Here is a 23,019-nt window from a genome sequence, read left to right on the forward strand (position 1 = left end):
GTCAGGCTCAGGCTTTGAGCGAGTCGAGGATGGCGTTGAAGGTCGCGCTCGGGCGCATGACGGCGGCGGCCTTCTGCGGGTCCGGGCGGTAGTAGCCGCCGATGTCGGCCGGGCTGCCCTGCACGGCGATGAGCTCGGCGTCGATGGTCTCGGACTGGGCGACGAGCTGCTCGGCCACGGGGGCGAAGATCTCGGCGAGCGCCGGGTCCTCGGTCTGGGCGGCGAGCTCCTCGGCCCAGTAGCGGGCGAGCCAGAAGTGGCTGCCGCGGTTGTCGATCGAGCCGACGCGCCGCGCCGGTGACTTGTTCTCGTTGAGGAGGGTCTCGGTGGCCCGGTCGAGCGCGTTGCCGAGCAGCCCCGCGCGTGCGGTGCCGCGCTCGGCCTCGTGCCGCAGGGACTCGGCGAGGGCGAGGAACTCCCCGAGGCTGTCCCAGCGCAGGTAGTCCTGCTCGAGCAGCTGCTGGACGTGCTTGGGGGCCGAGCCACCCGCGCCGGTCTCGAACAGCCCGCCGCCGTTCATCAGCGGCACGACGGAGAGCATCTTGGCCGAGGTACCGAGCTCGAGGATCGGGAAGAGGTCGGTGTTGTAGTCGCGCAGGACGTTGCCGGTGACCGAGATGGTGTCCTCGCCGCGGCGGATGCGCTCGACGGACAGCTTGGCCGCGTCGACGGGGGAGAGGATGCGGATGTCGAGGCCGTCGGTGTCGTGCTCGGGCAGGTAGGCGTTGACCTTCTCGACGAGCGCCCGGTCGTGGGCGCGGGTGTCGTCGAGCCAGAAGACCGCGGGGGTCTGCGAGGCGCGGGCGCGGGTGACCGCCAGGCCGACCCAGTCGCGGATCGGGGCGTCCTTGGTCTGGCAGGCGCGCCAGATGTCGCCGGCCTCGACGTCGTGGCTCATGAGCACCTCGCCGGCGGAGTCGACGACCTCGACCCGGCCCGCCGAGGGGATCTCGAAGGTCTTGTCGTGGCTGCCGTACTCCTCGGCCTTCTGGGCCATGAGGCCGACGTTGGGCACCGAGCCCATCGTCGTCGGGTCGAAGGCGCCGTGGGCCTGGCAGTCCTCGATGACGGCCTGGTAGACGCCGGCGTAGGAGGAGTCGGGGATGACGGCGAGGGTGTCGTGCTCCTCACCGTCGGGGCCCCACATGTGCCCGGAGGTGCGGATCATGGCGGGCATCGAGGCGTCGATGATGACGTCGCTGGGGACGTGGAGGTTGGTGATCCCCTTGTCGGAGTTGACCATCGCCAGCCGGGGCCCGTCGGCGAGGCCCTGCTCGAAGGCGGCCTTGATCTCGGCGCCGTTGGGGAGGGCGTCGAGGCCGTCGAGGATGGCGCCGAGGCCGTTGGTGGGGGAGAGCCCGGCGGCCGCGAGGTCGGCCCCGTAGCGCGCGAAGACGTCGGGGAAGAACGCGGTGACGACGTGACCGAAGATGACCGGGTCGCTGACCTTCATCATCGTCGCCTTGAGGTGCACGGAGAAGAGGACGTCGTCGGCCTTGGCCCGGGCGATCTGCTCGCGCAGGAAGTCGTCGAGGGCGGCGACGTGCATGACGGTGCCGTCGACGACCTCGCCCTCGAGGACGTCCAGGCCCTCCTTGAGGACCGTCGTCGTGCCGTCCTCGGCGACGTGGCGGATGGTCAGGGTGTCGGCGGCCGGCAGGACGACGGACTTCTCGTTGCTGCGGAAGTCGTCGGCGGCCATCGTCGCGACGCGGGTGCGGCTGTCGGCGGACCACTCGCCCATCGAGTGCGGGTGGCTGCGGGCGTAGTTCTTCACGGCGACCGGCGCGCGGCGGTCGGAGTTGCCCTCGCGCAGGACGGGGTTGACGGCGCTGCCCTTGACCTTGTCGTACCGGGCGCGGATGTCGCGCTCCTCGTCGGTGCTCGGCTCGTCGGGGTAGTCCGGGAGGGCGTAGCCCTGGGCCTGGAGCTCCTTGATCGCGGCCTTGAGCTGGGGCATCGAGGCGCTGATGTTGGGCAGCTTGATGATGTTCGCCTCGGGCGTGGTCGCGAGCTCGCCGAGCTCGGTGAGGGCGTCCCCGACGCGCTGCTCGTCGGTGAGGTGGTCGGGGAAGAGCGCGAGGATGCGACCGGCGAGCGAGATGTCCCGCGTCTCGACGGCGACCCCGGCCGAGGAGGCGAAGGACTCGATGACCGGGAGGAACGAGTACGTGGCCAGCATCGGCGCCTCGTCGGTCAGGGTGTAGATGATCTTCGTGGCCATGGTCGTCGTCGACACTCCTCGGTCGTCACGGTTATCTTGACGTCAAGACAAATCCTATCGGAGGTTTCGCCACTCGGGAAGTTGAGCCCCCTACCAGCGAGGTGGGCCGACACGGTGCGCGGGGGGAATGCCGGAGCACGGTCGAACTCGAAGAGGTTGTCAGGGCGCCGCCCGGTGTGTTGGCTCGTACGCCGTGGGACACGAGCGGGGGACCTTCGAGGAGACCGCCGACATCGCCAGGTCGGTGCTCGTCACCGGCGCCATCGTCTCGGCCCTGACCACCCACGTAATCGCGGTGCCGCGCAGTGTTCCCTTCGCCGGTGCCGCGTTCGCCCTGGTCGGCATGTTCGCAAGCCGGTTCGTCATTCGTACGTGGCGCTGGCGCGCAGCCTAGTGGACAGGAGCGTGTCGTCGTCTTCGGCGCAGGCGAGGCCGGCCGGCGGCTGACCCGCAGCCTGCACCGGGACGCCGACAGCGGCTATTTGCCGGTGGCCCTGCACAACGACGACCGCAGCCAGAGCAGGCTGCGCCTCGAGGGCATCCGGGTGCGTGGTACTCGCGGCGACACGGCGGCCGTCGCCGACAAGTACGGCGCCTCGACCCTGATCGTCGCCCTCCCCTCGCCACGGCGGCCACGATCCGCGAGCCCGAGGCCTGTCAACTGGTGCTAGAAGCCGCCTCGACCTGGCTGCGCTCGTTCATGCGGCGCCACAGCAGTCTCGACGTGCAGGACCATCGCCCCTCGCGCACGTTTCGCGTCCCCCGCGGCGGCGGGATCGGCTGTCTGGGGGCGCCGCACCAACGTCCCCGAGGCCCTGTCGCCCGCTGGGGAGACCATCGACTCGTACCACGAGCTCTGGCACGTCGAGGCGTCCTTCGGGGATGTCCAGGACCGACCTGCGTGCCCGGAAGATCCTCCAGCACACCCGCCCGAAGCGATCGAGGCACACCCGAGCACGACCTCACCGCTCCCTGACATACCCCGGTGGCACGAGTCGGATCAGAGGACCACGCCCCCTACCCGGCCACCGACACGCCGGCGGTTGCTACACCCTCGTGGGGAAGGAGTTCCCACAGGTGTGTCAGGAGGACCAGAGGAACTCGGTGTGTGCGGCGGCTCTCATGTTCTTGGTACTACCGGGGTAGCTCGGGGCCGGCGCCCCTGCTCCCACCTGCGGTGCCGTGCTCCGCAAGCTGAGGGCGACCCTCAGGCAGGGGGGCGCCGCGCCGGACAGCGCGAGATGCCACGAAGGCGGCAGCGAGCCCTAGGAACCGCGCCTTCTTGCGAACCAACGAAAACCGGTACTTCATGAGAATCCCGACGCGGCTCCACCTGCCTCGCGTGAAGGCCGCCAAAATCTCTCGGTCCTCCGTCCCATGGCGAGCAAACCTCAGCGAGTTGTACACCTGATCTTCTAAGAACCCGGAGCGCAGCATCCGCCACTTGCGCCGCATGGCTCCCAGGCCGCCCTGCGACATTCCACCGTACTGGCTGTCCGCATGAATCCGGTACTTGATCAGAGCTTCCGGGGCGGCCCATACGTTGAATCCGTCGTGCCGGGCGAGAAAGTAGATCACCCAGTCGTGCGAAATTCGACGCACGCCGCTCAAGTCCGTGTGCCGCAACACGTCTTGGAGGTGAGCAAAGAACCGTGCCGACAGGACGTACGTGCAGCCTGCACTGCCTCCACCAAAGAGATGATCGCGCGCTCGGGGCGGTCGCGCCCTGGTGACGATGCTCAACTCCGTGAGGCCCCCGTCCCATGCCACCAGGTCCGAGAAGTACAAGTCGGCGTCATTCTCCATGAGTGCATCAACCGCACGTCGTAGCTTGTGTGGGAGCCACACGTCGTCCTGGTCCGACAAAGCCAGGAAATCGTGACCACTGGGAAGCCTGGTCGTGTTGCGGAAGATGTTCAGTCCGGTACCCCCCGAATTCACGCTACTCTCGAAGATGCTGAAGGACTCCGGATGCGCCGCTGCGTACCTGGACAGCAAAGGCACCGTGCCATCGGAACTGCCGTCGTCGAAAACGTAGATGTGAACTGAAACGCCAACCTGAGCGAGCAAACTATCCAACTGCTCTTCCAGATGGTCCTGACCGTTGTAGGTCGTCAAGATCACGCCGACGCTGGGATCGGGTACTGAGCGGTGCTCGCTGTCGGCAGTCATGTCTATACACCCGAGAGGACTTGGTGGAACCGGACGAAGTACACAGGTACATACACCAAAGCGAGTAGGAGCGTCACCGGAACTCGTCGCGGAATATCGATTCGCTGCGCAATGCAGGCGATCAGCACCAGCGGGAACAGGCGGGTCCCGACGACCGGGTTGATCTGATAGGCGCCCACGTAGACCCCCATGAGTACGAGGATCGGGAAGTTCTTGCGGAAGTCGATGCTGATGGCCGCAAGGACGAGGTACGTCAGGATGCTCGCGACGTATAGAAGCAGGAACGAGTCCGAGGTCCGTTGGTCAGCAGTCTGAGCGTAGTAGGACAGAGTTCCCACGATGTACTGGGCATAACTGGACTCAAGGGCAAAATACCCGACTATGGCCATGACGCCGACCGCAAGAACCTTCCCGATTGGCCGGAGGTCCTTGACTTTCATCGCGACTACGAGTGGAGCCAAAGAGGCGTGAAATAGAGGAAGCAGATAATGCGTGAGACCGAACTTACTGCGATTGCCCACCACGAGAAAGAGAAAGCACGCGGCAACGTATGCCGCCCCTGCCTGGATCCACACCAGCGCCATGACGGGATAGAAGGTCAGGAATAGGACAACTTTGACCTGAGGGCTGACATTCGTGAGATACGCGAGCCACAGGAAGAATCCCGTTACCACGATGAAGTGCAGGTAGTAGATCAAAGCGATCTGCTGGTGAGAGTCAAGACCATCGAGCATAAGAATGGCCTGAAACAGGACTAGTCGGTAGGGCTCGAAAAACAACTCTCTCGGAATGCTACCGACCTGCACCTGCTGAAAAGCAGCATAGTAGGGGGAAAAGTCTCGGACCGCATCCACAGGGATCGACAGCCTGATCCCGACGGACAGAACGACGAAGACCGCGGCGAGCAGCGCCCAGGCGTTGGTCCGCTTATGAAGGGTCAGGGCGACGAACGTGACGGCGTGCAGGCCGAACCAAGCGAGCGAGACATCGTCAATCATGACGAAGTCTCTCGAGAACAGGAGTCAATCGCTTGAGCGCTTCGGCTTGCGAGACGACATCGTAGATCTGTCGGTTGGTAACCGTGCTGACTTCTTCTAGACCGCCCAGATCGACATCCTCGCCGAACCCGTACAGGATGCCGGACTTGTTCGACCTAAAATGCTCGTCGAAGTCGCCAATTCCTTCATTCATCAGAGGCACGAGGCCTGACGCCACATAGTCGGCGACCTTGATGGGCGAAGCGATTCTCGACGAGGGTGTCGGCCGTACCACGGAGACACCAATATGTTTGTCCGCCAGCGCGCCCGGAAGGTCTTCGTACCTTACGTAGTCAACGGTGAGGCGGGCGCAGTCGATTGCCCCGAACGTTTCGCGGACCATGTCGTGAAATTTGGGAAGCGTGTATACGAACAGCTCGACGCGCTCCGGGCCCAATTGTCGCGCGGCCTGGGCGGTCACCCGCGCGACCTCGTCCATGGGGTGCCAGTAGTTGAACGTCCCGAGGTACACGATGCGCACCGGGCCATCCGTTGGCAAGAAGCTCTGTGAGCCGGTGAAGGGGAGACTTGTAGTGTTGTAGATGGTCACGTAGGTCGGCCCGTTCCCGAACACGTGCTCGTAGAACTGCTTGAAGCGTTCCGACGTAACGATGGTGCTGCTGGAATGCCGGACGAGACGCTTCTCCACTCGTTGGAGGAGGCCGCCGACGCCTCGGGGGCGCCCCGCCTCACGCCACTCCACAGCGAATGCTCCACGCGGGTCGTAGACGTACCGAGCCTTGCGGAGCATCCCAAGGCGGCTGAGCCAGAAGAAGGCGCCCGTGGCGAAACCCCGCAGGTGATACACGGCCTGCGGATGGGAGAACCGCAAGCGAATCAACGCGATGAGGAGATTGGCATAGGAGGTCACGCCACGTCTAGAGGTCCCGAAGGACCTGACGTTCGCCCAGGATGCCTGGCTGCTGTCGGCATGAGGCATGACGCCGTTGCACAGCAACATGACATCGGTATCGAGGTCCAGCGCCTCATAGCTTTGCAGCAGCTGGGACGTGAGCAGGTGGTGACCCAAGGGGTTGTTTGCCACGAGGACGACCGGGCGCTTCGACGTGGGCTTCATGCAGTCGGCATCTTGTCGTCAAGCATCCAAGACCTGGCAATACAACTCTTTGAGGCGGTCAGTCTCCAAGGACGTATTGTGCCAGAGCAGGCTGAAGGTCCCTCTGACAGAACGGCACGCGTCCTTCAGGGCCGCAAACTTCGCGAACGCTTGCTCTCCCTCTCCTAGCGCTAGGTAGCGCGATGCTATTACTGTCGCCTCCATGGCGACAAGGGGCCTGATCCTGAGCCGAAGTGGCTCATTGCTGACTGGATCGAACGCGGGGTACTCGATGCAGGTGCCGGATCGGAACCCGGGAGCATCTGCGTAGCTCAATGTGTTGTCGTAGTCGAGTCCCGCGTCGTTTAAGGCGCGCCCAGTTGCCGCAGAGTCCCAACGTAGGTAGTGCATGCGCCCGCCCCACTGCGATTGCGCGATCCCCTCCTCCATGCACACCTGCCGCAGCCGCTGGAACTCGGCCGCAACTGCGTCGGGCGCTCGGTATGTGCCGTAGCTGGGATGCAGGCCTATCTCGTGTCCACGATCGTGGATCGCGCGCATCAGGAATCGGATGCGCGGGTCTTCCGGGTCGTAGTACGCGTCCAGCGTGGGATGGGTTCGCCCGCAGAGGAAGTGGAAGGCGCTCGTGAGGCCACGCTGGTCCGACTGCTCCATGATCCAGTCGAACGTGTTTGCCGGATCGTTCGGCTGCAACGAATGGCGGCTCCGTGCCCTCAGGACCACGCCCTTGGCCGCGGCTCCGACATCGCGTCGACGCACCACATCGAGAGCCAGCATCCGGGCAAGCGGCTTGAGGCCACCGAACGCGTAGCGGCTCGGGTTGTCGGCATCGTGTGACACTTGAGTGGCGAACCTACGGGTCCGCAACTGAAGGCCCGGCCATTGGCGCAGAAGAGTCTGCCCGAGAATCTCCAACCACTCATCGACGATCGGGCGGTCCAAGTAGCCGTGCTTGAACGCATGAGAGGCGACCGCGGGGAAGCGATCCCTGTCGTCGAGGTCGGTGCGCCCGAGCTCTTCATGACGCGTGAGCGACCAGAACGCCAACTCGAGCACGTCGTAGCCGAGTTCCCACCCGTCGCTACGCTGCTGGGCGAGCGGGTGCGGCACCATCGGGCACCCCGGGGCGGGCAGGACCGACATTAGCGGCGCCTCGAAGCCTTCATCTGACGCGTCCCAGCGGGCGCACGCCGGGTCGGTGCCACGAAGAGCCGTTGTATTCCTGGCGATGGTCACGGCGCCGTCGGCGTGCGGTATCCGCAGAGCCCACTGCTCATCCGAGAGGTCGAGCACCAACTCAGTGGTGAATCGCTCCCGCACGAGCCGTTCGAGCCATTCCCGTTTCGCCTCGAGGACGCGTGGTGCGTCAGAGGTCATAGCCATATGCCACCGCTAGGGTCGCGACGCGGGCGAGGCCCGACCGGTCGGCGTCCGACCAGTACTCGTACGTCGGAAAGGTCCCCGAGATCTGTTGGTTCACCGGCTTAAGGGCTCCCTTGGCCATTCTGGCGAGCAGATCCGCGTCGCCGCCCACGCCAATGAATTCCATCACCGATGTCAGGGCCGAGGGACCGCGGAATAGTGCCTCGCTACGCATCGTTAACACGCGATCTCCTGGAACTGACATCTTGAATGACTCAATGAAGCCGTTGATCTCATTCCACTCCCAGCCGATCTTCTCCACCGCCGAATAGGACTCCCATTCCGCATGGCAGGCAGGCTGCAATCGCTGGTGCTGCACCACGCCATCCGCGTAGTAGCCCCGGCGCACTCCGCTGCGCACGAATTCGGCGGGATGACGAACGAGGTGGATGAATCGCGCGTTCGGCAGCAGTCTGGCGGCCGCCGGGGCGAAGAACGTGATGCGGTTGTTGGTCTCGACATATGTGGTGCCCGACCGGTAGGAGTCGACGAACAGGTCGAAGCGTGCCGCGAGCAGCGCGAGATCGAGGGCCTCGGGCTCGGGAACGTTCCGATGGATGAGGCTAGACACGTACTCGAGCTCAGGCTTGGGGGCGTGGTGGACCGACAGCTTCTGGCTGTTGGCGAGGAAGGCCGTGAGGAACGCTGTTCCGGAACGTCCGGTTGACAGGACGAAGACGTACGGCGCGGCCAGCACCTCCTCCGGCGGAGGGAACAGCGGCAGTCCCACCAAGCGCCGCTGCTTGCCCTCGCGCCTCTCCACGAGAAGCCTCCGATGCCAGGCCGTCTGTAGTTCGAGGTACCGCTTCACCTTGCCGATCACGGAATGCTCAGCCCCCCTCGGCGCTCGCGTCAGTCAGGTTCATGCCCAGCCGCCGAAGCAGGGTGACAACCTCGGTCACCGTTGCCTCGGACAAGTTGGTTTCGAAGAACTCCTTGCTCGCCCGGAGCGTCGTCACGTCCCACTCCCACCACCGGACCTGCTCGAGCAGCGCGATCATCTCATCGCTGAACCGCTTCTTGATCACCCGGGCGGGGTTCCCCACTGCCACGGCATACGGCGGGATGGACTTCGTGACCACGCTGCCGGCTCCTATGACCGCGCCGTTGCCGACCGTGACTCCTGGCAGGATGATCACCGAGTCGCCAATCCAGACGGCGTTGCCGATGACGACCTCTCCCTTGGACTTGCCGGCGACGGCAACGTCCGAGCCGATAACCTTGACCTGGGCCCAGTCCTGAATGTTCGGATAGCCCATGTAGTGGTCAGTGCTCCGCACGACCAAGCGTCCACCGATGGCACAGTAGGCGCCGATCGTGCAATTGCCGATCTCCGACGCGCGGTTGATCCTCGTGCAGTCGCCGATCACGGCCCGCCGATCGACCCGAGACCCCAGGGCCACATGAATGTTCCGACGCCACAAGCCGACGCGCCGGATGGCCAGGAGGAGCGAGCCTGCGATCCTTCGCATCATGGTCGGGATGTCCCCTTCGTGTGCCAGAGCCGCATCCACGGGCGCCGGAGGGTGCGGTGCCAACCCCGCGGGGCCACCCGGCTGGCGAAGGCGCGAGCTTCGGTCTCGGTGAAGATCACCGGAATGGCGATCTCGACGTAGTCGATCCCGCCGATGGGTTCCAGCGCGTCGATCATGGCCTCGGCGACCGTGACCTCCGTGCCATTCGTCGTCAATGAACAGCTGATCCTTCGCGCCTCGGACATTTCGTCGACCACCTGCCGGAGCAGAGCCTCGGCACCCATGTTGGCGACTTGCGTCGTGTGCGCATCGCCGCGCAGATGATCCTTGACCGCTGCATTGCCTTGGTTGTCGGTGCGGAAGAAGTCGATTGCTTCGACTCCACCGTCGGCTGTGACCGCAGCTTTCAGAGCTGTGAGATTCGTCAGCCGGTTGATGTCGCGGTGATGCTCGACGAAGCCGTTCTCGTCGATCGGTTCGATCGCGTAAACCCCTCCGTGGTCAACGACCCGCTGAGCAGCCATGACCGCGACGTACCCTCGGAAGGCTCCGATGTCCAGGAACACATCCCCGGGCCGCAGGTTCATGGTGCGCAAGGACTGGCACGGGTAGGCGCAGAATTCGGCAACGTACCGATTCACGATGTTGTCGAGCAGCGCATAATGCGCGTCGGTGAATCCGGTCAGGTCCAGTCCAGCCGCCCCAGCCATTCTCTTCATCTGGGCGACTCTTTCCGGGGCCGAGTTCCATTGCGCCGGCTCTGCGGGGCCTGATAAATCAAATGTCATGAGGAATGGTCAGGCTCGCGGTGCCCTGGCCGGCGAGGCAGCCGCTGGTCGGTTGAGAGACTGTCAGCCCGCTCAGCCACCGTTCTGCCGCACTCGCACCGGGTGTGTACCCAGCGCGCTGTGTAGCCCGCGCGTGGAGCCCTTCATGTGCGTCCAAGGCGCGGTAGCCTGCGCTCTTGACCATCGCCCGGCCTCTTTTGTGAATCCCTGGCATCTTTCAATCTCCCTCATCCTCATCGTGCGGGCGCAGCAAGGTCAGATCGCCGTGCCGCCATACCCACGTACATCATGAACCCCAGGTACAGAGCGGCATTGGCGAGGCCAAGGATCAGGAACATGCGCTCGGGCGGAAACCCAAGGTGTCCACCGCCGACGATCACCAGGATCGTGGTGCCGAGCAGCGCGAGGTTGAATAAGAAATGGGCACCGTGCCGCTCGTTGACATGATTCATCAGAACCAGGGGTGACGCAGCGAACCGGGCGGCGATCATCGGGATGAGGAACTGGGCGTAGGTTCCCGTCGTGCGCCACGGTTCTCCGAAGACGAACGCGAACAGCGGCTCAACCACGAAGTACAAGGGCACAAAGATGATGACACTGGAGGCCAGCAGTGCGTTGCGGGCCTTTCGCATCTCCGGGTAGGCACTGCCCTTCGCACGCTTGGCCTCACTCGCACGCTGGAAGAACACCTGGCCGATCGCATTGCCCAGCAGTTGCAGGGGAGCGCCGAGCGCGCGCTGTGCCAGAGAGTAGAACCCGAGGGTTGCGGTCGAGTAGAAGCTGGCGATCAGGACGCTGCTGAGGTTGTTCGCGAGCGTGTTCGCGAGCGTGCTGGGCGTGAGGAACGCGGACATCCGCGCGTACCGCTTGGCGAGCAGCTTCATCCGGTCGCGACTGACGATGGCGCGTAGATTACGGCCCCGCGCTGCATTGCGAGACAGACGGCCGTTCCCAGCCACTAGGGAACCAATGTGCCCGACGATCAGGCCGACAGCGTCGAGCTTCAACGCGCCGGCACCCATCTGCAATACCGCCATGACGGCCGACTTGAACACGTTGGACGTGGCGAGGTCCTTGAACTGCTTCGCCCGAGTATTGAGATACGTCAGCACAGTGAACGTCGTCGTGAGCAGCACGGACAGCGGCACGAGATACAGCCACGGCTGAATGCCACTGTTTCCGACAAGATGCGCTATGGGGCCACCAGCAACCACCACGACCGCCAAGAGCATCGCCGCCACCGTTCCGGCAATGATGAGCGACAGTGCTGCGACGTTGATTGCATCATCGTCGTCGTCTGCTAGCTGGATCGCCAACTCGTAGCGGCCGCTCGCGATCGCCGCAGGAATGGCGGTGAGGGCCACGAAGAGCGCCAGCAAGCCCATCTGGGACGGCTCGTACAGGCGCGTGAGGATCGGGCTGATCGCCACCGGGATTGCCTGGGCCATGGCAGTGCCAGTCATCAGCGTCAGCACGTGCCTCGCCGAGCTACCCGATCGGAGAGTGTGTCTCACGTTCACGGCTCGAGGACGTCGTTCATGTCGCGGACGGCCTCGATGACGCGTTCGACTTCCTCGTCGCTCATGCTGCTGTAGCCCGGGAGGGACAGGGACCGCTGGTAGAGATCCAAGGCGACGGGAAGGTCCTGCGGTGTGTAGCCGTACGTCGTGCGGTAGTAGCTGTGCAGGTGGAGCGGGATGAAGTGCATGCTCGTCCCGATGCCCGCGGCTGACAGCATGTCGATGGCTTGGTCTCGCTTCGCCTCAGATGCGCCCGCGGCGAGCCGAAGGACGTACAGATGCCACGCCGACACGCGGTTGTCAGGAACCACGGGCGTTTCGAGGCTGGTCAGGTCGGAGAAGGCGGCCGTGTACCGCTCGGCGATCTCTCGGCGTCGGTCCCGCATCTCCAGGGCGCGTCCTAGCTGGGTCCGCCCCATGGCCGCGGCTAGGTCTGTCAGGTTGTACTTGAACCCGGGTGCCACGATGTCGTACTTCCACGTGCCGCCGGAGTACCGGTTCCACGCCTGACGACTCAGGCCGTGCAGGCTCATGACGCGCATCCGACCAGCAAGGATAGGGTCATTGGTTGTGACCATGCCGCCCTCACCGGTGGTGATCGTCTTGGTGGCGTAGAAGGAGAAGCAACTCGTGCCGCGGATATCGGGCGGGATCGTCCCGATCGGCGCACCTGCATAGGATGCCGGAAATGCGTGCGCGGCGTCCTCGACGACGGCGAGGTCGAACTCGCGGGCGATCTCCCACAGGCTGTCCAACTCGCACGCCACTCCCGCGAAATGGACGGGGATGACAGCCTTGGCCACACCGAGGTGCCTCGATACCTCGATCGCCAGTCGGAGTGCGTCGGGGTCGAGATTGTGTGTCACCGGGTCTACATCGACGAGGATGGGGCGCGCACCGACGTACCGGACCACCTCGGCCGATGCGGCGAAGGTGTAGGTGGGCACGAAGACCAGGTCGCCCCGGCCGACTCCCAAGGCCTCGAGGCTGAGGTGGAGCGCTGCCGTGCACGAGTTCAAAGCCAGTGCGTGTTCTGCGCCGATCGCGGCAGCGAACTCACGCTCGAATGCCTGACACTCGGCCCCAGAGGTCAGCCACCTTGACCTGAGGACTGCGGTCACGGCGTCCACCTCGGCGTCCGTGATGTCCGGAAGAGCGAACGGAATCCTCTCAGGCATCCGGGCTCCGAATCTCGTCAAGAGGCCGCCGGTACCCCAACTCGACCTGGAGTTCGCCGATCTCGGTGTCGAGGAGCCGGAGCTCGGCCTCGTCGAGCGAGGACCGGCTGCCATGGCCGCCCGTGATGGTAGCCGCGCCACGGCGGAGATCCTCGTCGCGAGGCTCGAGTCCGCTGAACTCCAAGACGAGACGCAACACGCGAGCCGGATCCGCGACCAGGTCTTCGTAGCGGACCTCGACGTGGGGAATCTGGTAGTCGCGGAAGTCAGCCAGCGCGAGGGTGACGGAGTTAGCCCACTGACGTGCGCACACCGTCAGCAGTCTCTCGGTTACCACGTCGGAGTCCATACCCGGGTACCTAGGGCCCCAACTCGCGACGCGGTCGTCTCCGCGGAGACGTTGCGCCACATTCCATCGCACGAATCGACGCCCATAGCTGGCGAGGAGCCGCAGCGGGAAGTGCCTAACCTTCTCGCGGAGGTATCCGAGTTCGGCGGGCGCGAGCCACTGCCGGCGCGAGGACTCCGCCACGTCGACACCGTCGCGGATCAGGTGTACGAAGCTGGCACCCGGCATCAACGTTGAGACATATCCGACACGGAGCGACGTTCCCACGGTCTTTTCGACGAGCCGGCCATCGGCGTTCGCGTACCGGCGGAAGAACGTGTGGACCATACGCGAGGTCTTCGGCTTGGCGTGTGCGGGCAGCTGCCGGTCGTGCGGCATGGCGTCATTGCCGTATCGCCAGACGTAGGTGACGTCGTAGGGGACGGCGTCGACGCCGGAGGCCATCGCCAGAGCGTCGCGCAACGCCTTGGTGCCGGACCGAGCCGCGCCCACAAGAATGATCGGCTTCAGGTCCAATGCTCTCGGTCTCCTTCGTGGACACCACGCAAGTAGTCGCGCGCAGTGGCGAGCTCCCACCGACTCCTCGCAGCGAACATCGAATCCAGCCTGAAAATGCTCGCCACAGTTCGCATGACCAACTCGCCGTAGTAAGCGACTGACCTGTGGCGCACATACACCAGATCGAGCGCGATCTTACGAGGGAGTATCGTCGCGAGATAGGTGGTCCTTGCCTGCTCGGGGTCAGTCGGCAGCGACGACTCATCCGCGAAGTAGCTCAGCGAGCCTGGGCCGGTGATCCCCGGCCGGACAGTCAGTGACTCGAGCATGAACGGCGTGTACCCATCCCGAACGATCTCGATGTCCTCGGGACGTGGACCGACCATGGACATGTCACCGCGAAGCACGTTGATGAGCTGCGGCAACTCATCGACCTTGAGTCGTCGCAGCAGGCGGCCCCATGGGAAGACGCGCGCGTCCCGGGACGCCGTGATTGGCCCACTGCGGTCGGCTCCGACCTCCATGGTCCGGATCTTCAGCATCGAGAACGGTTTCCCGTCTCGACCGGCACGGGACGCTTTGAAGAGCACCGGGCCAGCGCTTGTCAACTTGACGCCAACAGCAGCGAGGGCGAGCAGCGGTGACGTCAGGACCAACCCGAGCGCAGCCAGCGCAACGTCGAGGACCCTAGTCATCGGTCTTCCTCGCGCCTTCCGCTCCCCGGACGGAACCTTCGAGTGTGAGGTCGGCCGCGCGGCAGCGCCCACGAGTTCGGCGTGCTTCCGGTCGTCCCCAGCTCGGCGTTGTCCTGGAAGACTAGGAGGTGGCGCCGGGGCAGGTCGGTGCCGAGCATTGTCCAGGACGCTCTCGGTGCTGACGGACGGGACGGCAGCGCCAGAGGCCCCCGGTCTGGTCTGGAAGCGCGGCCACTCGAAGCACGGTAGCGGATGCACTCACAGGCGGGGGCGAGCCTCGTGGCCGTGGGTACGACGACGGGACCGAGCACGCCACCGACCGCCGCTCCGGCAGCAGCTCTCACGCCGACCTGGGCGAGTAGCCGAGGGACGGGCTGCAGCCCGCGGATGTCGTCCGTGAGCCCCACGAGGCCCAGCACAACTGCCGCGCCCAGCAGCATCCACGCGTCGGTGGGCCACGCCGGGCCGAGCAGGGTGCTCAGTGCAGCGACGGCCGTGCCGGCGATGATGGCCAGGCCTCCACCGCGCGGGGTCGGCACGGTGTGCGACGAGCGATGGTTCGGGACGTCGAGCCGGTCGGCGCGACGCAGACGGGGGATGAGCAGCGCGGCGGACAGCGCCGTCGCCGTCGCGCACACGACGCCGGTGACTAGCAGGGAGGTCACTGTCTGGAGCCCACCGACCCCAGTGCCGAGTAGGCGACGAGCCATGACCGGGGGTCGTCCTCCGGATGAGGTGGCTGGAGATCGTCCTGGTCGAGGCCAGGGACTGCAACGCTCGTGATGAGGGGGTGGCTAGAGGGGCGCACATCCTCGTCGGGGCTGAACAGCTCCTCGGTGAGCTTCTCGCCCGGACGCAGCCCGGTGTACTCGACCTCGACGTCGGAGCGGCCGGACATCTGGATCATCGAGCGGGCGACGTCGTCGATCTTCACCGGAGTGCCCATGTCGAGGACCATGACCTCGCCGCCCTCGCCGATGCTGCTCGCCTGGAGGACGAGCTGGCAGGCCTCGGGGATGAGCATGAAGTAGCGCTCGACGTCGGGGTGGGTCACCGTCACGGGACCACCCTGCCGGATCTGCTCGGTGAACGCGACGACCACCGAGCCGCGCGAGCCGAGGACGTTGCCGAACCGGACGCTCAGGTACCTGGCACCCGGCTCGTCGGCGTCGACGGCAGCCGTCAGCCGTTCGGCGACCCGCTTGGACCAGCCGAGGACGCACGTGGGGTTGGCGGCCTTGTCGGTGGAGATGTTGACGACCGTCGATACCCCGGCCTTGCGGGCGGCCCGGAGCACGTTGCGCGTGCCGAGCACGTTGGTCTTGAACGCCTCCGCCGGGTGACGCTCGAGCATCGTCAGGTGCTTCAGGGCCGCCGCGTGGAAGACGACGTCGGGGCGGGTGCGGGCGAAGACGGCGTGCAGCTCCTCCTCGTCGCGGATGTCGCACAGGACGAGCTCGTCGCTGTCGAGCAGGGCACGGCCCTCGATCGACATCTGGGTGGCGTGCAGGCCCGACTCGTCCCGGTCGAGCATGAACAGCTGCTCGGGGAGGAACTGCGCGATCTGCCGGCACAGCTCGGAGCCGATGGAGCCCCCGGCACCGGTGACGAGGATGCGGCGGCCGGCGAGGTGCTCGGCGATGGCGGCCGTGTCGAGCTCGACCGGCTGGCGGCCGAGCAGGTCGGCGACGTCGAGGTCGCGCAGGTCGGAGGCGCTGGGCCGCCCCCCGATCATCTCGCGGACCGGCGGCAGGATGAGGACCGACAGCCCGGCCGCCGCGGCCAGCGCCGACAGCTCGCGCACCAGCTCGGCCGACGCGCTCGGCACCGCGATGACGAGGGTGTCGGCGCCGAAACGCTCGGCCACCCGGGGCAGGTCGGCGCTGCGCCCGCGGACCCGCACCCCGGAGATGGTCAGGCGCGCCTTGGCCGGGTCGTCGTCGAGCAGCGCGACCGCCTGCACGCCGCTGGCGGGGTCGTGGACGAGGCTGCGCACGAGGATCCGTCCGCCGTCCCCGGCGCCGAAGACGACCGCGCGGCGAGCGCCCTTGATCCGGCGGACGCGCCTCGTGCGGCGTGAACGCACGACGAACCTCAGGGCGAACATCGAGGTCAGCGCCAGCACGGTGGCGGTGACCGGCACGCTGCGTGGGATCTGCACGAGGTCGGTGAGCGCGGCGGCGAAGGCCAGGACCAGCCCGGTGGACACCGTCGCGCGGGCGAGCTCGCCCGTCTCCTCGAACGAGCCGAGCTCGTGGCTGACGGCGTACGGCCCCCACACCCAGCCGACGGTCGCTTGCAGGACCACGGCGACGACGGCGGCGACGACAAGGCCGTGGAGGAACTGGGTCGGGATGGCGAAGTCCAGCCGCAGCGAGGTGGCGACGACCAGGGCGATCACCCAGAGCGCGGCATCGGCCGTCGTCCACCGCAGCCGCGTGTGCAGCTGGTGGCGCCGGCGAGCGCCGAGTGACGACTCCACGTCCATGTCCCCTCGCTTCCGTCGCGGCTACAGTGGGCGCGCTGCGCACGCCCACCCCGTGACGGCCGCCCCTGTCGGCCACACCGGGCTCGAGGATAACCCAGGAGGTGCCTTTGCGGAGGTCAGGCGCACTTTTGGTCGTGTGCACCGGCAACATCTGTCGCTCCCCCTACATCGAGCGCCGGCTGCGCCAGGAGCTCGCCGGCACCGGCGTCGAGGTCTCCAGCGCGGGGACCGCGGCGCTCGTCGGACACGAGATGGACCCGGGCACGCGCTCGCGCCTCGTGGCCCGTGGAGCCGACATCGAGGGGTTCCGGGCCCGGCAGCTCACCGTCGCGATGCTCGAGGACGCCGACGTCGTCGTCACCGCCGCGCGCTCCCATCGGGCCGAGGTCACCCGGCTGTACCCCGCCTGCCTCCGCCGCACGACGACGTTGCGCGACCTCGCCGACCTGCTCGACGGTGTGCCGGCGCACGACCTCACTGGCGCCGCACCCGAGCAGAGCGCCACGGAGTGCGTCCTCGCCGCGGCACTCGACCGGCGAGGGCTCGTCGCCGCCCGTCAGGAGGGGGTCGACGTCCACGACCCGGTCGGCGGGGGCCCGGCGGACTTCTACCTCATGGCCGCCCAGGTGGAGGCGGCGCTGCCGCCGGTGGTCGCCGCGCTCCGAGCCGCGCGAGGCGGCTGAGCGCGGCTCAGGCCTGGCTGACCCGCGCGCGCTCCCGCCGCGTCGCGGCGTGTTCTGGGGTTTCGTAGGAGTAGTGCCCGTACGCCTCCAGCGCCCTCGGCGGCACGCGGTTGAGGACGACCCCGAGAGCACGGCCACCAACCGACCCCAACGTGTCCAGGGCGTGGGATACCTGGTCCCGGTCGACGATGCCCGCCCCGACGACGACGATGGCGCCGTCGGTGACCTTGGACAGCACAACGGCGTCGGTGACCGGCAGGGCGGGCGGCGCGTCGATGACGACGTAGTCGAAGCGCACCCGCAGCTGCTCCAGCAACGTCCGCATCGCCGAGGAGCCGAGCAGCTCCGAGGGGTTCGGGGGGATGTGGCCGGCGCCGAGCACCCACAGGCTCGTCCCGCCGTAGGGCTGGACGAGGTCCATGACGTCGGCGCGGTCGATGAGCGCGTCGGTGAGCCCGACGGCTCCCTCGAGGCCCATGTAGTCGAGCACCTTCGGCCGGCGCAGGTCGCCCTCGACGAGGCAGACCCGGGAGCCGGCCTGGGCCATCGTCAGCGCGAGGTTGGCGGTGACGGTGCTCTTGCCCTCACCGGCGACCGAGGAGGTGACCGCGATCGTCCGGGGGTGGGTGGCCGCGTCGACGAACTGGAGGTTGGTCCGCAGCGACCGGAAGGCCTCGGCCCGCGGCGAGCGTGGGTCGACCTCGACGATGAGCGGTCGCTTGGGCGTCTCCGGGTCGAAGGCGATGCTGCCGAGGACCGGCACGTCGGTGATCGCCTTGACGTCCTCGGCGGTCCTCACCCCCTTGTCGAGCATCTCGCGCAGGACGGCGGCACCGAGGCCGAGCAGCAGGCCGAGCACCACCCCGAGGGCGAGGTTGCGCACCGGCTGCGGGCTCGCCGGGGAGGTGGGGGTGGAGGGGGCCTGCACCACGGTGACCTTGACCGGGCTGCTCGCGCCACCTTCGGGGCTCTCCAGCTCGGAGACCGCCGAGGGGAACTCGGCCGCGATGGCCTCCCCGATGGCGGTGGCCCGGGCGGGGTCGGGGTCGCGCACGGCGACCTCGATGAGGACGGTGTCCGGCGGGGAGGTCGCCGTGACCTCGCTCGCGAGCGCGTCGGCCGACCCGCCGACCGCCTCGGCGACGGGCTCGAGGATGCGGGGCGTCGTGAGCAGCTGGGTGTAGGACTTGACCCGCTGCTGGGTGAAGGTGCTGCCCTGGAGGAGCGAGCCGCTGTCGTCCGAGCCGGTCGTGGAGACGAAGTACTGGGAGGTCGACTCGTACTGCTTGGTCGCGGCCAGCGTCGCTGCCGCGGCGGCGGCCACGGTGACGAGGACGACGAGGAGGATCACCCGCCACCGCTTGCGTACGACGTGCAGGTAGTCCTGGAGCTCCACGGGCCGTCCTCGAGGTCTTCGGAGAGGCGCAGGTCACAGCCTCCCTACATCGTGGATGATGGTAGCCGTCCAGTGTCGGGGGCGGGGCCCGGCGAGCGGTCGCAGGCGTGTCGGAGGAGGGGAGCACCGTGAAGCCTTCGGGCCGGGCCCGGCGGGCCCTCGCGACGGCCGGTCTGGCCGCCTTCGTCGTCCTCGACCTCGTCCTCGTCGTCCTCGCCGTGCGCTCCACCGCGCTCAGCGTGCCCTCGGGCGCCGCGTCCTCACCCGCGCCGACCTCCGCTGCCCCGGCCACGACCCCCGCGTCGCCGGGCCCCTCGACGAGCGAGCCCACGCAGGCGCCGGCAGAGACGGCGGAGCCCGCCCGCAGGACCGTCGCCGCCGCCGGGAGCGAGAGCGTGTGGGCGCTCGACGTCGGCCGCTGCGGGCAGCCCGGTCGCGTCCACGTGAGCACCGACGGTGGGGCCTCCTGGGCCTCGCACGACGCGCCGGGTGCCGTCACCCGCGTCCGTCCGACCGGGGGTGCCGCGGCCTTCGCCGTCGGGGGCGACGAGGAGTGCCGGTTCCTCCTGTGGAACACCGCCGACGGCGGTGCCTCGTGGAGCGACGCCGGATCCGCGGCCGCCGCCTGGGGCCGTGACCCCCAGAACCCCGGGCTGCTGCACCGACCCGGTGGCGACCCGGTGACCCCCTGCGACGGTGCCGACGTCGTGGACCTCTCCGGGCTGCGGGGCGGTGTGGGCGCGGTGGCCTGCGGTGACGGCACGCTGCGCTCCACGCTCGACAACGGGGACACGTGGGCGGTCACCCTCCGCCTGGACGGGCTGGCCGCGCTCTCGCTCACCGGGCCGGACGAGGGAGTGCTCGCCGCCGTCGGGGGCGACTGCCCCGGCGTGCGCCTCGTGCAGCTGAGCACCGGGACGGCGCGCGAGGCCCGCTGCCTCGAGGACGCCCGGCCGGCCGCGGGGCGGATGTCGGTCTCGGTGGCCGACGACACCGTCTGGGTCCTCGCCGGGGACGAGCTGCTGCGCGGTGACTCCGCCGAGGTCGCGCAGGCGACCTTCGAGCCGGTCGGGGGCTGGCCCGGCCGCTGAGGCGCCGGGACGCGGGGCTCAGGCGAGCCCGGCCAGCGCCCCCCGCACCTCGTCGTCGACCTCCGCACGGGCCAGCACGAGGTCGGGCAGCCACGGGTTCTCGCGGTTGTACTCCAGGGGCGAGCCGTCGAGGCGGGTCGGTGCGAGGCCGTGGCCGATCGCCACCGCGACCGGCGCGGCGGAGTCCCACTCGTACTGACCGCCGGCATGGACGTAGGCGTCGACGGTGCCGTCGATGACCGCCATCGCCTTGACGCCGGCCGAGCCCATGGCCACGAGCTCGGCACCGAGACGCTCGGCGAGGTCGACGACGAAGGCCGGCGGCCGGCTGCGGCTCACCGCGAGGCGGACCGGGCCCTCCGGCCGGGGCGGGAGCGGCTGCGGGCGGTCCATCCGGTGCACGACGCCGCGCGCCGGCAGGGCCACCGCGCCGGCGACGAGCCGGCCCTCCTGCCACAGCGCGACGTGGACGGCCCAGTCGTCCCGGGGCCGCTCGGAGAACTCGCGCGTGCCGTCGAGCGGGTCGACGATCCACACCCGGGAGGCCTGGAGCCGGCGCAGGTCGTCGGCGCCCTCCTCGCTGAGCACGGCATCCTCGGGCCGGGCCTGCCCGAGCAGGGCCACGATGCGCTCGTGGGCCTCGCGGTCGCCGAGGTCCTTCAGCGCCGAGCCCTCGAGGTCGGCGTGCTCGGCACGCACGTCGACGAGCAGCCGGCCCGCCTCCTCGGCGACGGCGGCGGCGACCTCGTGGTCGTCGGGGGAGGGGGTCATCGGGGGGTCCTCTCGTCGGGATGGGGGTCGGGGTCCGGGTCGGGTGCGGCCTCGGGGCCCGGGTCCGGGTCGAGGTCCGGCCCGTCGCCGGAGCGGTCACCGCCGCCGAAGGCGGGCAGCCCGTGCGCCTGGCGCAGCATCGCCCAGGCCAGCGGCCCGAGGACGAGCAGCCCCGCGCCGATGGCGCCGACGAACTCCGGCGGGACGCGCAGGAGGCTCAGGGCGGTCAGGGTGAGCACGATGACGATGCCGCGGCGCACCGCGCCGGAGGGGACCCAGGCCGAGAGCCGGGCCCCGAGGAAGGTGCCGGGGGCGCCGCCGAGCACGAGCGGCACGAGCACCGCCCAGTCCACCCCGGTGACGACGACGTGGCCGACGGCCGCGGCGACGACGAGCGGGATGGCCTGCACGAGGTCGGTGCCCACGAGGCGCTTGGCGGACATGCCGGGGTTGAGCAGGAGCAGGGAGATCATGATGATCGAGCCCGCGCCGACACTCGTCAGCCCGACGAGCACCCCGCCGACGACGCCGACGACGACCGTCGGCACGACCTTGACCTGGCGGCCCGAGTCGCTGCCGCTGCCCCAGCCGTGGAAGGTCGAGCCGTAGACCCGCAGCGTGTACGTGGCGGCGGTGAGCAGCAGGGTGGCCCCGAGGACCATCCGCAGCGCCTCCTCGGCCTCGTCACCGGTCCCGAGCCGGCCGGTAAGCCAGGCCCCGAGGAACGCCCCGGGCACCGAGCCGGTAATGAGCAGCCCGGCGAGCCGAAGGTCGGGCGAGCCCTGGCGGGCGTGCACCGCCGCACCGACCGACTTGTTCACCGCCGCGGCCACGAGGTCGTTGGCGACGGCAGCCGTCGGGGGGATGCCGAGGAAGACCAGCGCGGGCGTCATCAGCGCGCCACCGCCCATCCCGGTCAGGCCGACGACGACGCCGACCGCGAGGCTGACGACGAGGACGGCGGCGGCGTCGCCGCTGAGCAGGGCGTCAGGCATCGAGGTTCTCCCGGACGCTGTGGACGAGGGCGAGGACCTCGTCGGCACACTCCTGGACGGAGCGGCCGGTGGTGTCGAGGCGCAGGTCGGGCGCCCCCGGGACGTCGTACGGCGCGGAGATGCCGGTGAAGTCGGGGATCTCGCCGCGCCGCGCGGCCGCGTAGAGGCCCTTGCGGTCGCGGCGCTCGCACTCCTCGAGCGGCGTGGCCACGTGGACGAGGAGGAAGCGCCCGCCGCGCTCGGCGACGAGGGCGGCCACCTGGCGACGCACGGTGTCCTCGGGCGCGATCGGGCTGCACACGGCGATGCCGCCGTGGTGGGCGACCTCGGCGGCCACCCAGCCGATGCGCAGGACGTTGGTGCGCCGGTCGGCGGGGGAGAAGCCGAGCCCGGCCGTCAGGTGGCGGCGCACGATGTCGCCGTCGAGGAGAGTCAGCGGCGAGCCCTCCTCGACGAGCCGGATCGCCGCGGCGCGGGCCACCGTGGACTTGCCCGAGCCGGACAGGCCGGTGAGCAGCACGACGACCCCGGCGCCCCGGGGCGGCGAGGCAGCGGCAGTCCCGCCGGAGGCCGGGAGGTCGGTGGGGTCCAGCCCGAGGGTGCGCAGCAGGGCCTCGCGGCGCTCGGCGTCGCCCGGCGGGAGGGGGACGACGTGGACGCTCGCGCCGGATGCGGCGGCGGCGACGGCCGCCCGCACGGTGTCGGTGCCCGCCGACGGCCCGTCGAGCGAGGTCGAGGCGATGACGAGGATGTGGGAGCCGTCCGCCGGCGCCTCCGGCACGTCCGCCGGCGACTCGACGAGCCGGACGTCCTCGCCGGAGAGGTCGACGGGCCCCTCGAGGAGCAGCCGCTCGAAGGGGCGCTCGGAGGGCCACGAGAGCCACTGCGGCTCGCCCTCGACCCGCCCCTCGCCGGCGTCCCGGAGCTGCTCGACCCGGGCGACCGGGACGCCCTCGGGGTCGACGACCTGGAGCGCGCCGGCCGTGAGGGCCCGGGCCGCGAGGTCACCCGAAAGGTGGAGGGGACGCATGCGCGCGTCCGGGCCGTAGAGGCCGCGGCGGAGGAGGACGAGGTCGTCGAGGTCGGCCGGTGACGGGGCGACGGACGGCATGGTCGGGCTCACCCGCCACAGTGTGCCGTGTTCCGGGTCATCCCGGAT

General features: G+C 68.4%; 20 protein-coding genes and 1 pseudogene. 4 read left to right on the forward strand and 17 right to left on the reverse strand.

The features are described from left to right. Window positions 1–7: 7 nt before the first annotated feature. Complete coding sequence (locus G8D98_RS12190) at window positions 8–2,224, reverse strand: NADP-dependent isocitrate dehydrogenase (RefSeq protein WP_166103796.1); 2,217 nt, start codon at window positions 2,222–2,224, stop codon at window positions 8–10. Window positions 2,225–2,417: 193 nt separating this feature from the next. Between G8D98_RS12190 and G8D98_RS12195 the strand changes: the two genes are divergently transcribed. Together G8D98_RS12195 and G8D98_RS15695 are read left to right on the forward strand one after the other, a co-directional pair. Next, on the forward strand, window positions 2,418–2,618 hold the full coding sequence (locus G8D98_RS12195) for a hypothetical protein (protein WP_166103656.1): 201 nt from the start codon (window positions 2,418–2,420) through the stop codon (window positions 2,616–2,618). A gap of 394 nt (window positions 2,619–3,012) precedes the next feature. Next, window positions 3,013–3,174: pseudogene (locus G8D98_RS15695) on the forward strand (IS1634 family transposase); the annotation flags it as partial. 184 nt (window positions 3,175–3,358) lie between these two features. Here the strand turns inward: G8D98_RS15695 and G8D98_RS12200 are convergent. From G8D98_RS12200 to G8D98_RS12255, 12 genes are all read right to left on the reverse strand, one after another. Next, the gene (locus tag G8D98_RS12200; RefSeq protein ID WP_166103659.1) at window positions 3,359–4,396 is read right to left on the reverse strand and encodes a glycosyltransferase; all 1,038 of its coding nucleotides are present in this window, start codon (window positions 4,394–4,396) and stop codon (window positions 3,359–3,361) included. 2 nt (window positions 4,397–4,398) lie between these two features. Next, entirely contained in the window at window positions 4,399–5,394 is a 996-nt protein-coding gene (locus G8D98_RS12205; protein ID WP_166103662.1) for a hypothetical protein, read from the reverse strand. After that, on the reverse strand, window positions 5,387–6,511 hold the full coding sequence (locus tag G8D98_RS12210; protein WP_166103665.1) for a glycosyltransferase family protein: 1,125 nt from the start codon (window positions 6,509–6,511) through the stop codon (window positions 5,387–5,389). Before G8D98_RS12210 ends, G8D98_RS12205 begins: the two co-directional genes overlap by 8 nt. Window positions 6,512–6,529: 18 nt before the next feature. Then, window positions 6,530–7,888: a polysaccharide deacetylase family protein gene (locus G8D98_RS12215; protein WP_205859774.1), complete on the reverse strand. Its 1,359-nt coding sequence runs from the start codon at window positions 7,886–7,888 to the stop codon at window positions 6,530–6,532. Then, window positions 7,878–8,756, reverse strand: a complete 879-nt coding sequence (locus G8D98_RS12220; protein ID WP_166103668.1) for a sulfotransferase — start codon at window positions 8,754–8,756, stop codon at window positions 7,878–7,880. Before G8D98_RS12220 ends, G8D98_RS12215 begins: the two co-directional genes overlap by 11 nt. A gap of 7 nt (window positions 8,757–8,763) precedes the next feature. Further along, complete coding sequence (locus tag G8D98_RS12225) at window positions 8,764–9,408, reverse strand: CatB-related O-acetyltransferase (RefSeq protein WP_166103671.1); 645 nt, start codon at window positions 9,406–9,408, stop codon at window positions 8,764–8,766. After that, on the reverse strand, window positions 9,405–10,127 hold the full coding sequence (locus G8D98_RS12230; protein ID WP_166103674.1) for a class I SAM-dependent methyltransferase: 723 nt from the start codon (window positions 10,125–10,127) through the stop codon (window positions 9,405–9,407). Before G8D98_RS12230 ends, G8D98_RS12225 begins: the two co-directional genes overlap by 4 nt. A gap of 302 nt (window positions 10,128–10,429) precedes the next feature. Next, a complete protein-coding gene (locus G8D98_RS12235) occupies window positions 10,430–11,671 on the reverse strand; it encodes a lipopolysaccharide biosynthesis protein (protein WP_166103676.1) in 1,242 nt (413 codons plus the stop codon). Between the two features lie 41 nt (window positions 11,672–11,712). Then, window positions 11,713–12,894 carry a DegT/DnrJ/EryC1/StrS family aminotransferase gene (locus tag G8D98_RS12240; RefSeq protein ID WP_166103679.1) on the reverse strand — a complete coding sequence of 394 codons (1,182 nt, stop codon included), beginning with the start codon at window positions 12,892–12,894 and terminating at the stop codon, window positions 11,713–11,715. Beyond that, complete coding sequence (locus G8D98_RS12245) at window positions 12,887–13,819, reverse strand: sulfotransferase (RefSeq protein ID WP_338088779.1); 933 nt, start codon at window positions 13,817–13,819, stop codon at window positions 12,887–12,889. The genes G8D98_RS12240 and G8D98_RS12245 overlap by 8 nt, the downstream gene beginning before the upstream one ends. Then, window positions 13,750–14,436, reverse strand: coding sequence for a sugar transferase (locus G8D98_RS12250; protein ID WP_166103685.1), 687 nt, complete (start codon window positions 14,434–14,436; stop codon window positions 13,750–13,752). Before G8D98_RS12250 ends, G8D98_RS12245 begins: the two co-directional genes overlap by 70 nt. Before the next feature lie 661 nt (window positions 14,437–15,097). Further along, window positions 15,098–16,918 (reverse strand): polysaccharide biosynthesis protein, encoded by a 1,821-nt coding sequence (locus G8D98_RS12255; RefSeq protein ID WP_229661769.1) that lies wholly within the window; start codon window positions 16,916–16,918, stop codon window positions 15,098–15,100. Window positions 16,919–17,058: 140 nt separating this feature from the next. On the opposite strand from G8D98_RS12255, the gene G8D98_RS12260 reads away from it, so the two are divergent. Further along, window positions 17,059–17,607 (forward strand): arsenate reductase/protein-tyrosine-phosphatase family protein, encoded by a 549-nt coding sequence (locus G8D98_RS12260; protein ID WP_166103690.1) that lies wholly within the window; start codon window positions 17,059–17,061, stop codon window positions 17,605–17,607. A 7-nt stretch (window positions 17,608–17,614) separates the two neighbouring features. Here G8D98_RS12260 and G8D98_RS12265 read toward each other — a convergent pair whose 3' ends face one another. Beyond that, a complete protein-coding gene (locus tag G8D98_RS12265; protein WP_166103693.1) occupies window positions 17,615–19,003 on the reverse strand; it encodes a tyrosine-protein kinase domain-containing protein in 1,389 nt (462 codons plus the stop codon). 128 nt (window positions 19,004–19,131) lie between these two features. Here G8D98_RS12265 and G8D98_RS12270 point away from each other — a divergent pair, with 128 nt between their 5' ends. Continuing rightward, on the forward strand, window positions 19,132–20,094 hold the full coding sequence (locus tag G8D98_RS12270; protein ID WP_166103696.1) for a beta propeller repeat protein: 963 nt from the start codon (window positions 19,132–19,134) through the stop codon (window positions 20,092–20,094). Between the two features lie 18 nt (window positions 20,095–20,112). Here the strand turns inward: G8D98_RS12270 and G8D98_RS12275 are convergent, their stop codons facing one another. Genes G8D98_RS12275 through cysC form a run of 3 tightly spaced genes read right to left on the reverse strand, consistent with a single transcriptional unit; the run spans window position 20,113 to window position 22,983 of the window. Continuing rightward, window positions 20,113–20,865: a 3'(2'),5'-bisphosphate nucleotidase CysQ gene (locus G8D98_RS12275; RefSeq protein WP_166103699.1), complete on the reverse strand. Its 753-nt coding sequence runs from the start codon at window positions 20,863–20,865 to the stop codon at window positions 20,113–20,115. Next, window positions 20,862–21,860, reverse strand: a complete 999-nt coding sequence (locus tag G8D98_RS12280) for a sulfite exporter TauE/SafE family protein (protein WP_166103702.1) — start codon at window positions 21,858–21,860, stop codon at window positions 20,862–20,864. Before G8D98_RS12280 ends, G8D98_RS12275 begins: the two co-directional genes overlap by 4 nt. Continuing rightward, entirely contained in the window at window positions 21,853–22,983 is a 1,131-nt protein-coding gene (gene cysC, locus G8D98_RS15370) for an adenylyl-sulfate kinase (protein WP_229661768.1), read from the reverse strand. The genes G8D98_RS12280 and cysC overlap by 8 nt, the downstream gene beginning before the upstream one ends. Between the last annotated feature and the right edge of the window lie 36 nt (window positions 22,984–23,019).

Origin of the sequence: Phycicoccus endophyticus, assembly GCF_011326735.1 — a bacterium.
GTDB lineage: Bacteria > Actinomycetota > Actinomycetes > Actinomycetales > Dermatophilaceae > Phycicoccus > Phycicoccus endophyticus.

Excerpts from the sequence above, each read along its gene's own strand:
- G8D98_RS12200 (WP_166103659.1), bottom strand. The coding sequence starts at position 4,396 with ATGACTGCCGACAGCGAGCACCGCTCAGTACCCGATCCCAGCGTCGGC.
- G8D98_RS12280 (WP_166103702.1), bottom strand. The coding sequence starts at position 21,860 with ATGCCTGACGCCCTGCTCAGCGGCGACGCCGCCGCCGTCCTCGTCGTC.
- G8D98_RS12205 (WP_166103662.1), bottom strand. The coding sequence starts at position 5,394 with ATGATTGACGATGTCTCGCTCGCTTGGTTCGGCCTGCACGCCGTCACG.
- G8D98_RS12215 (WP_205859774.1), bottom strand. The coding sequence starts at position 7,888 with ATGACCTCTGACGCACCACGCGTCCTCGAGGCGAAACGGGAATGGCTC.
- G8D98_RS12275 (WP_166103699.1), bottom strand. The coding sequence starts at position 20,865 with ATGACCCCCTCCCCCGACGACCACGAGGTCGCCGCCGCCGTCGCCGAG.
- G8D98_RS12190 (WP_166103796.1), bottom strand. The coding sequence starts at position 2,224 with ATGGCCACGAAGATCATCTACACCCTGACCGACGAGGCGCCGATGCTG.
- G8D98_RS12230 (WP_166103674.1), bottom strand. The coding sequence starts at position 10,127 with ATGAAGAGAATGGCTGGGGCGGCTGGACTGGACCTGACCGGATTCACC.
- G8D98_RS12240 (WP_166103679.1), bottom strand. The coding sequence starts at position 12,894 with ATGCCTGAGAGGATTCCGTTCGCTCTTCCGGACATCACGGACGCCGAG.
- G8D98_RS12250 (WP_166103685.1), bottom strand. The coding sequence starts at position 14,436 with ATGACTAGGGTCCTCGACGTTGCGCTGGCTGCGCTCGGGTTGGTCCTG.
- G8D98_RS12225 (WP_166103671.1), bottom strand. The coding sequence starts at position 9,408 with ATGATGCGAAGGATCGCAGGCTCGCTCCTCCTGGCCATCCGGCGCGTC.
- G8D98_RS12210 (WP_166103665.1), bottom strand. The coding sequence starts at position 6,511 with ATGAAGCCCACGTCGAAGCGCCCGGTCGTCCTCGTGGCAAACAACCCC.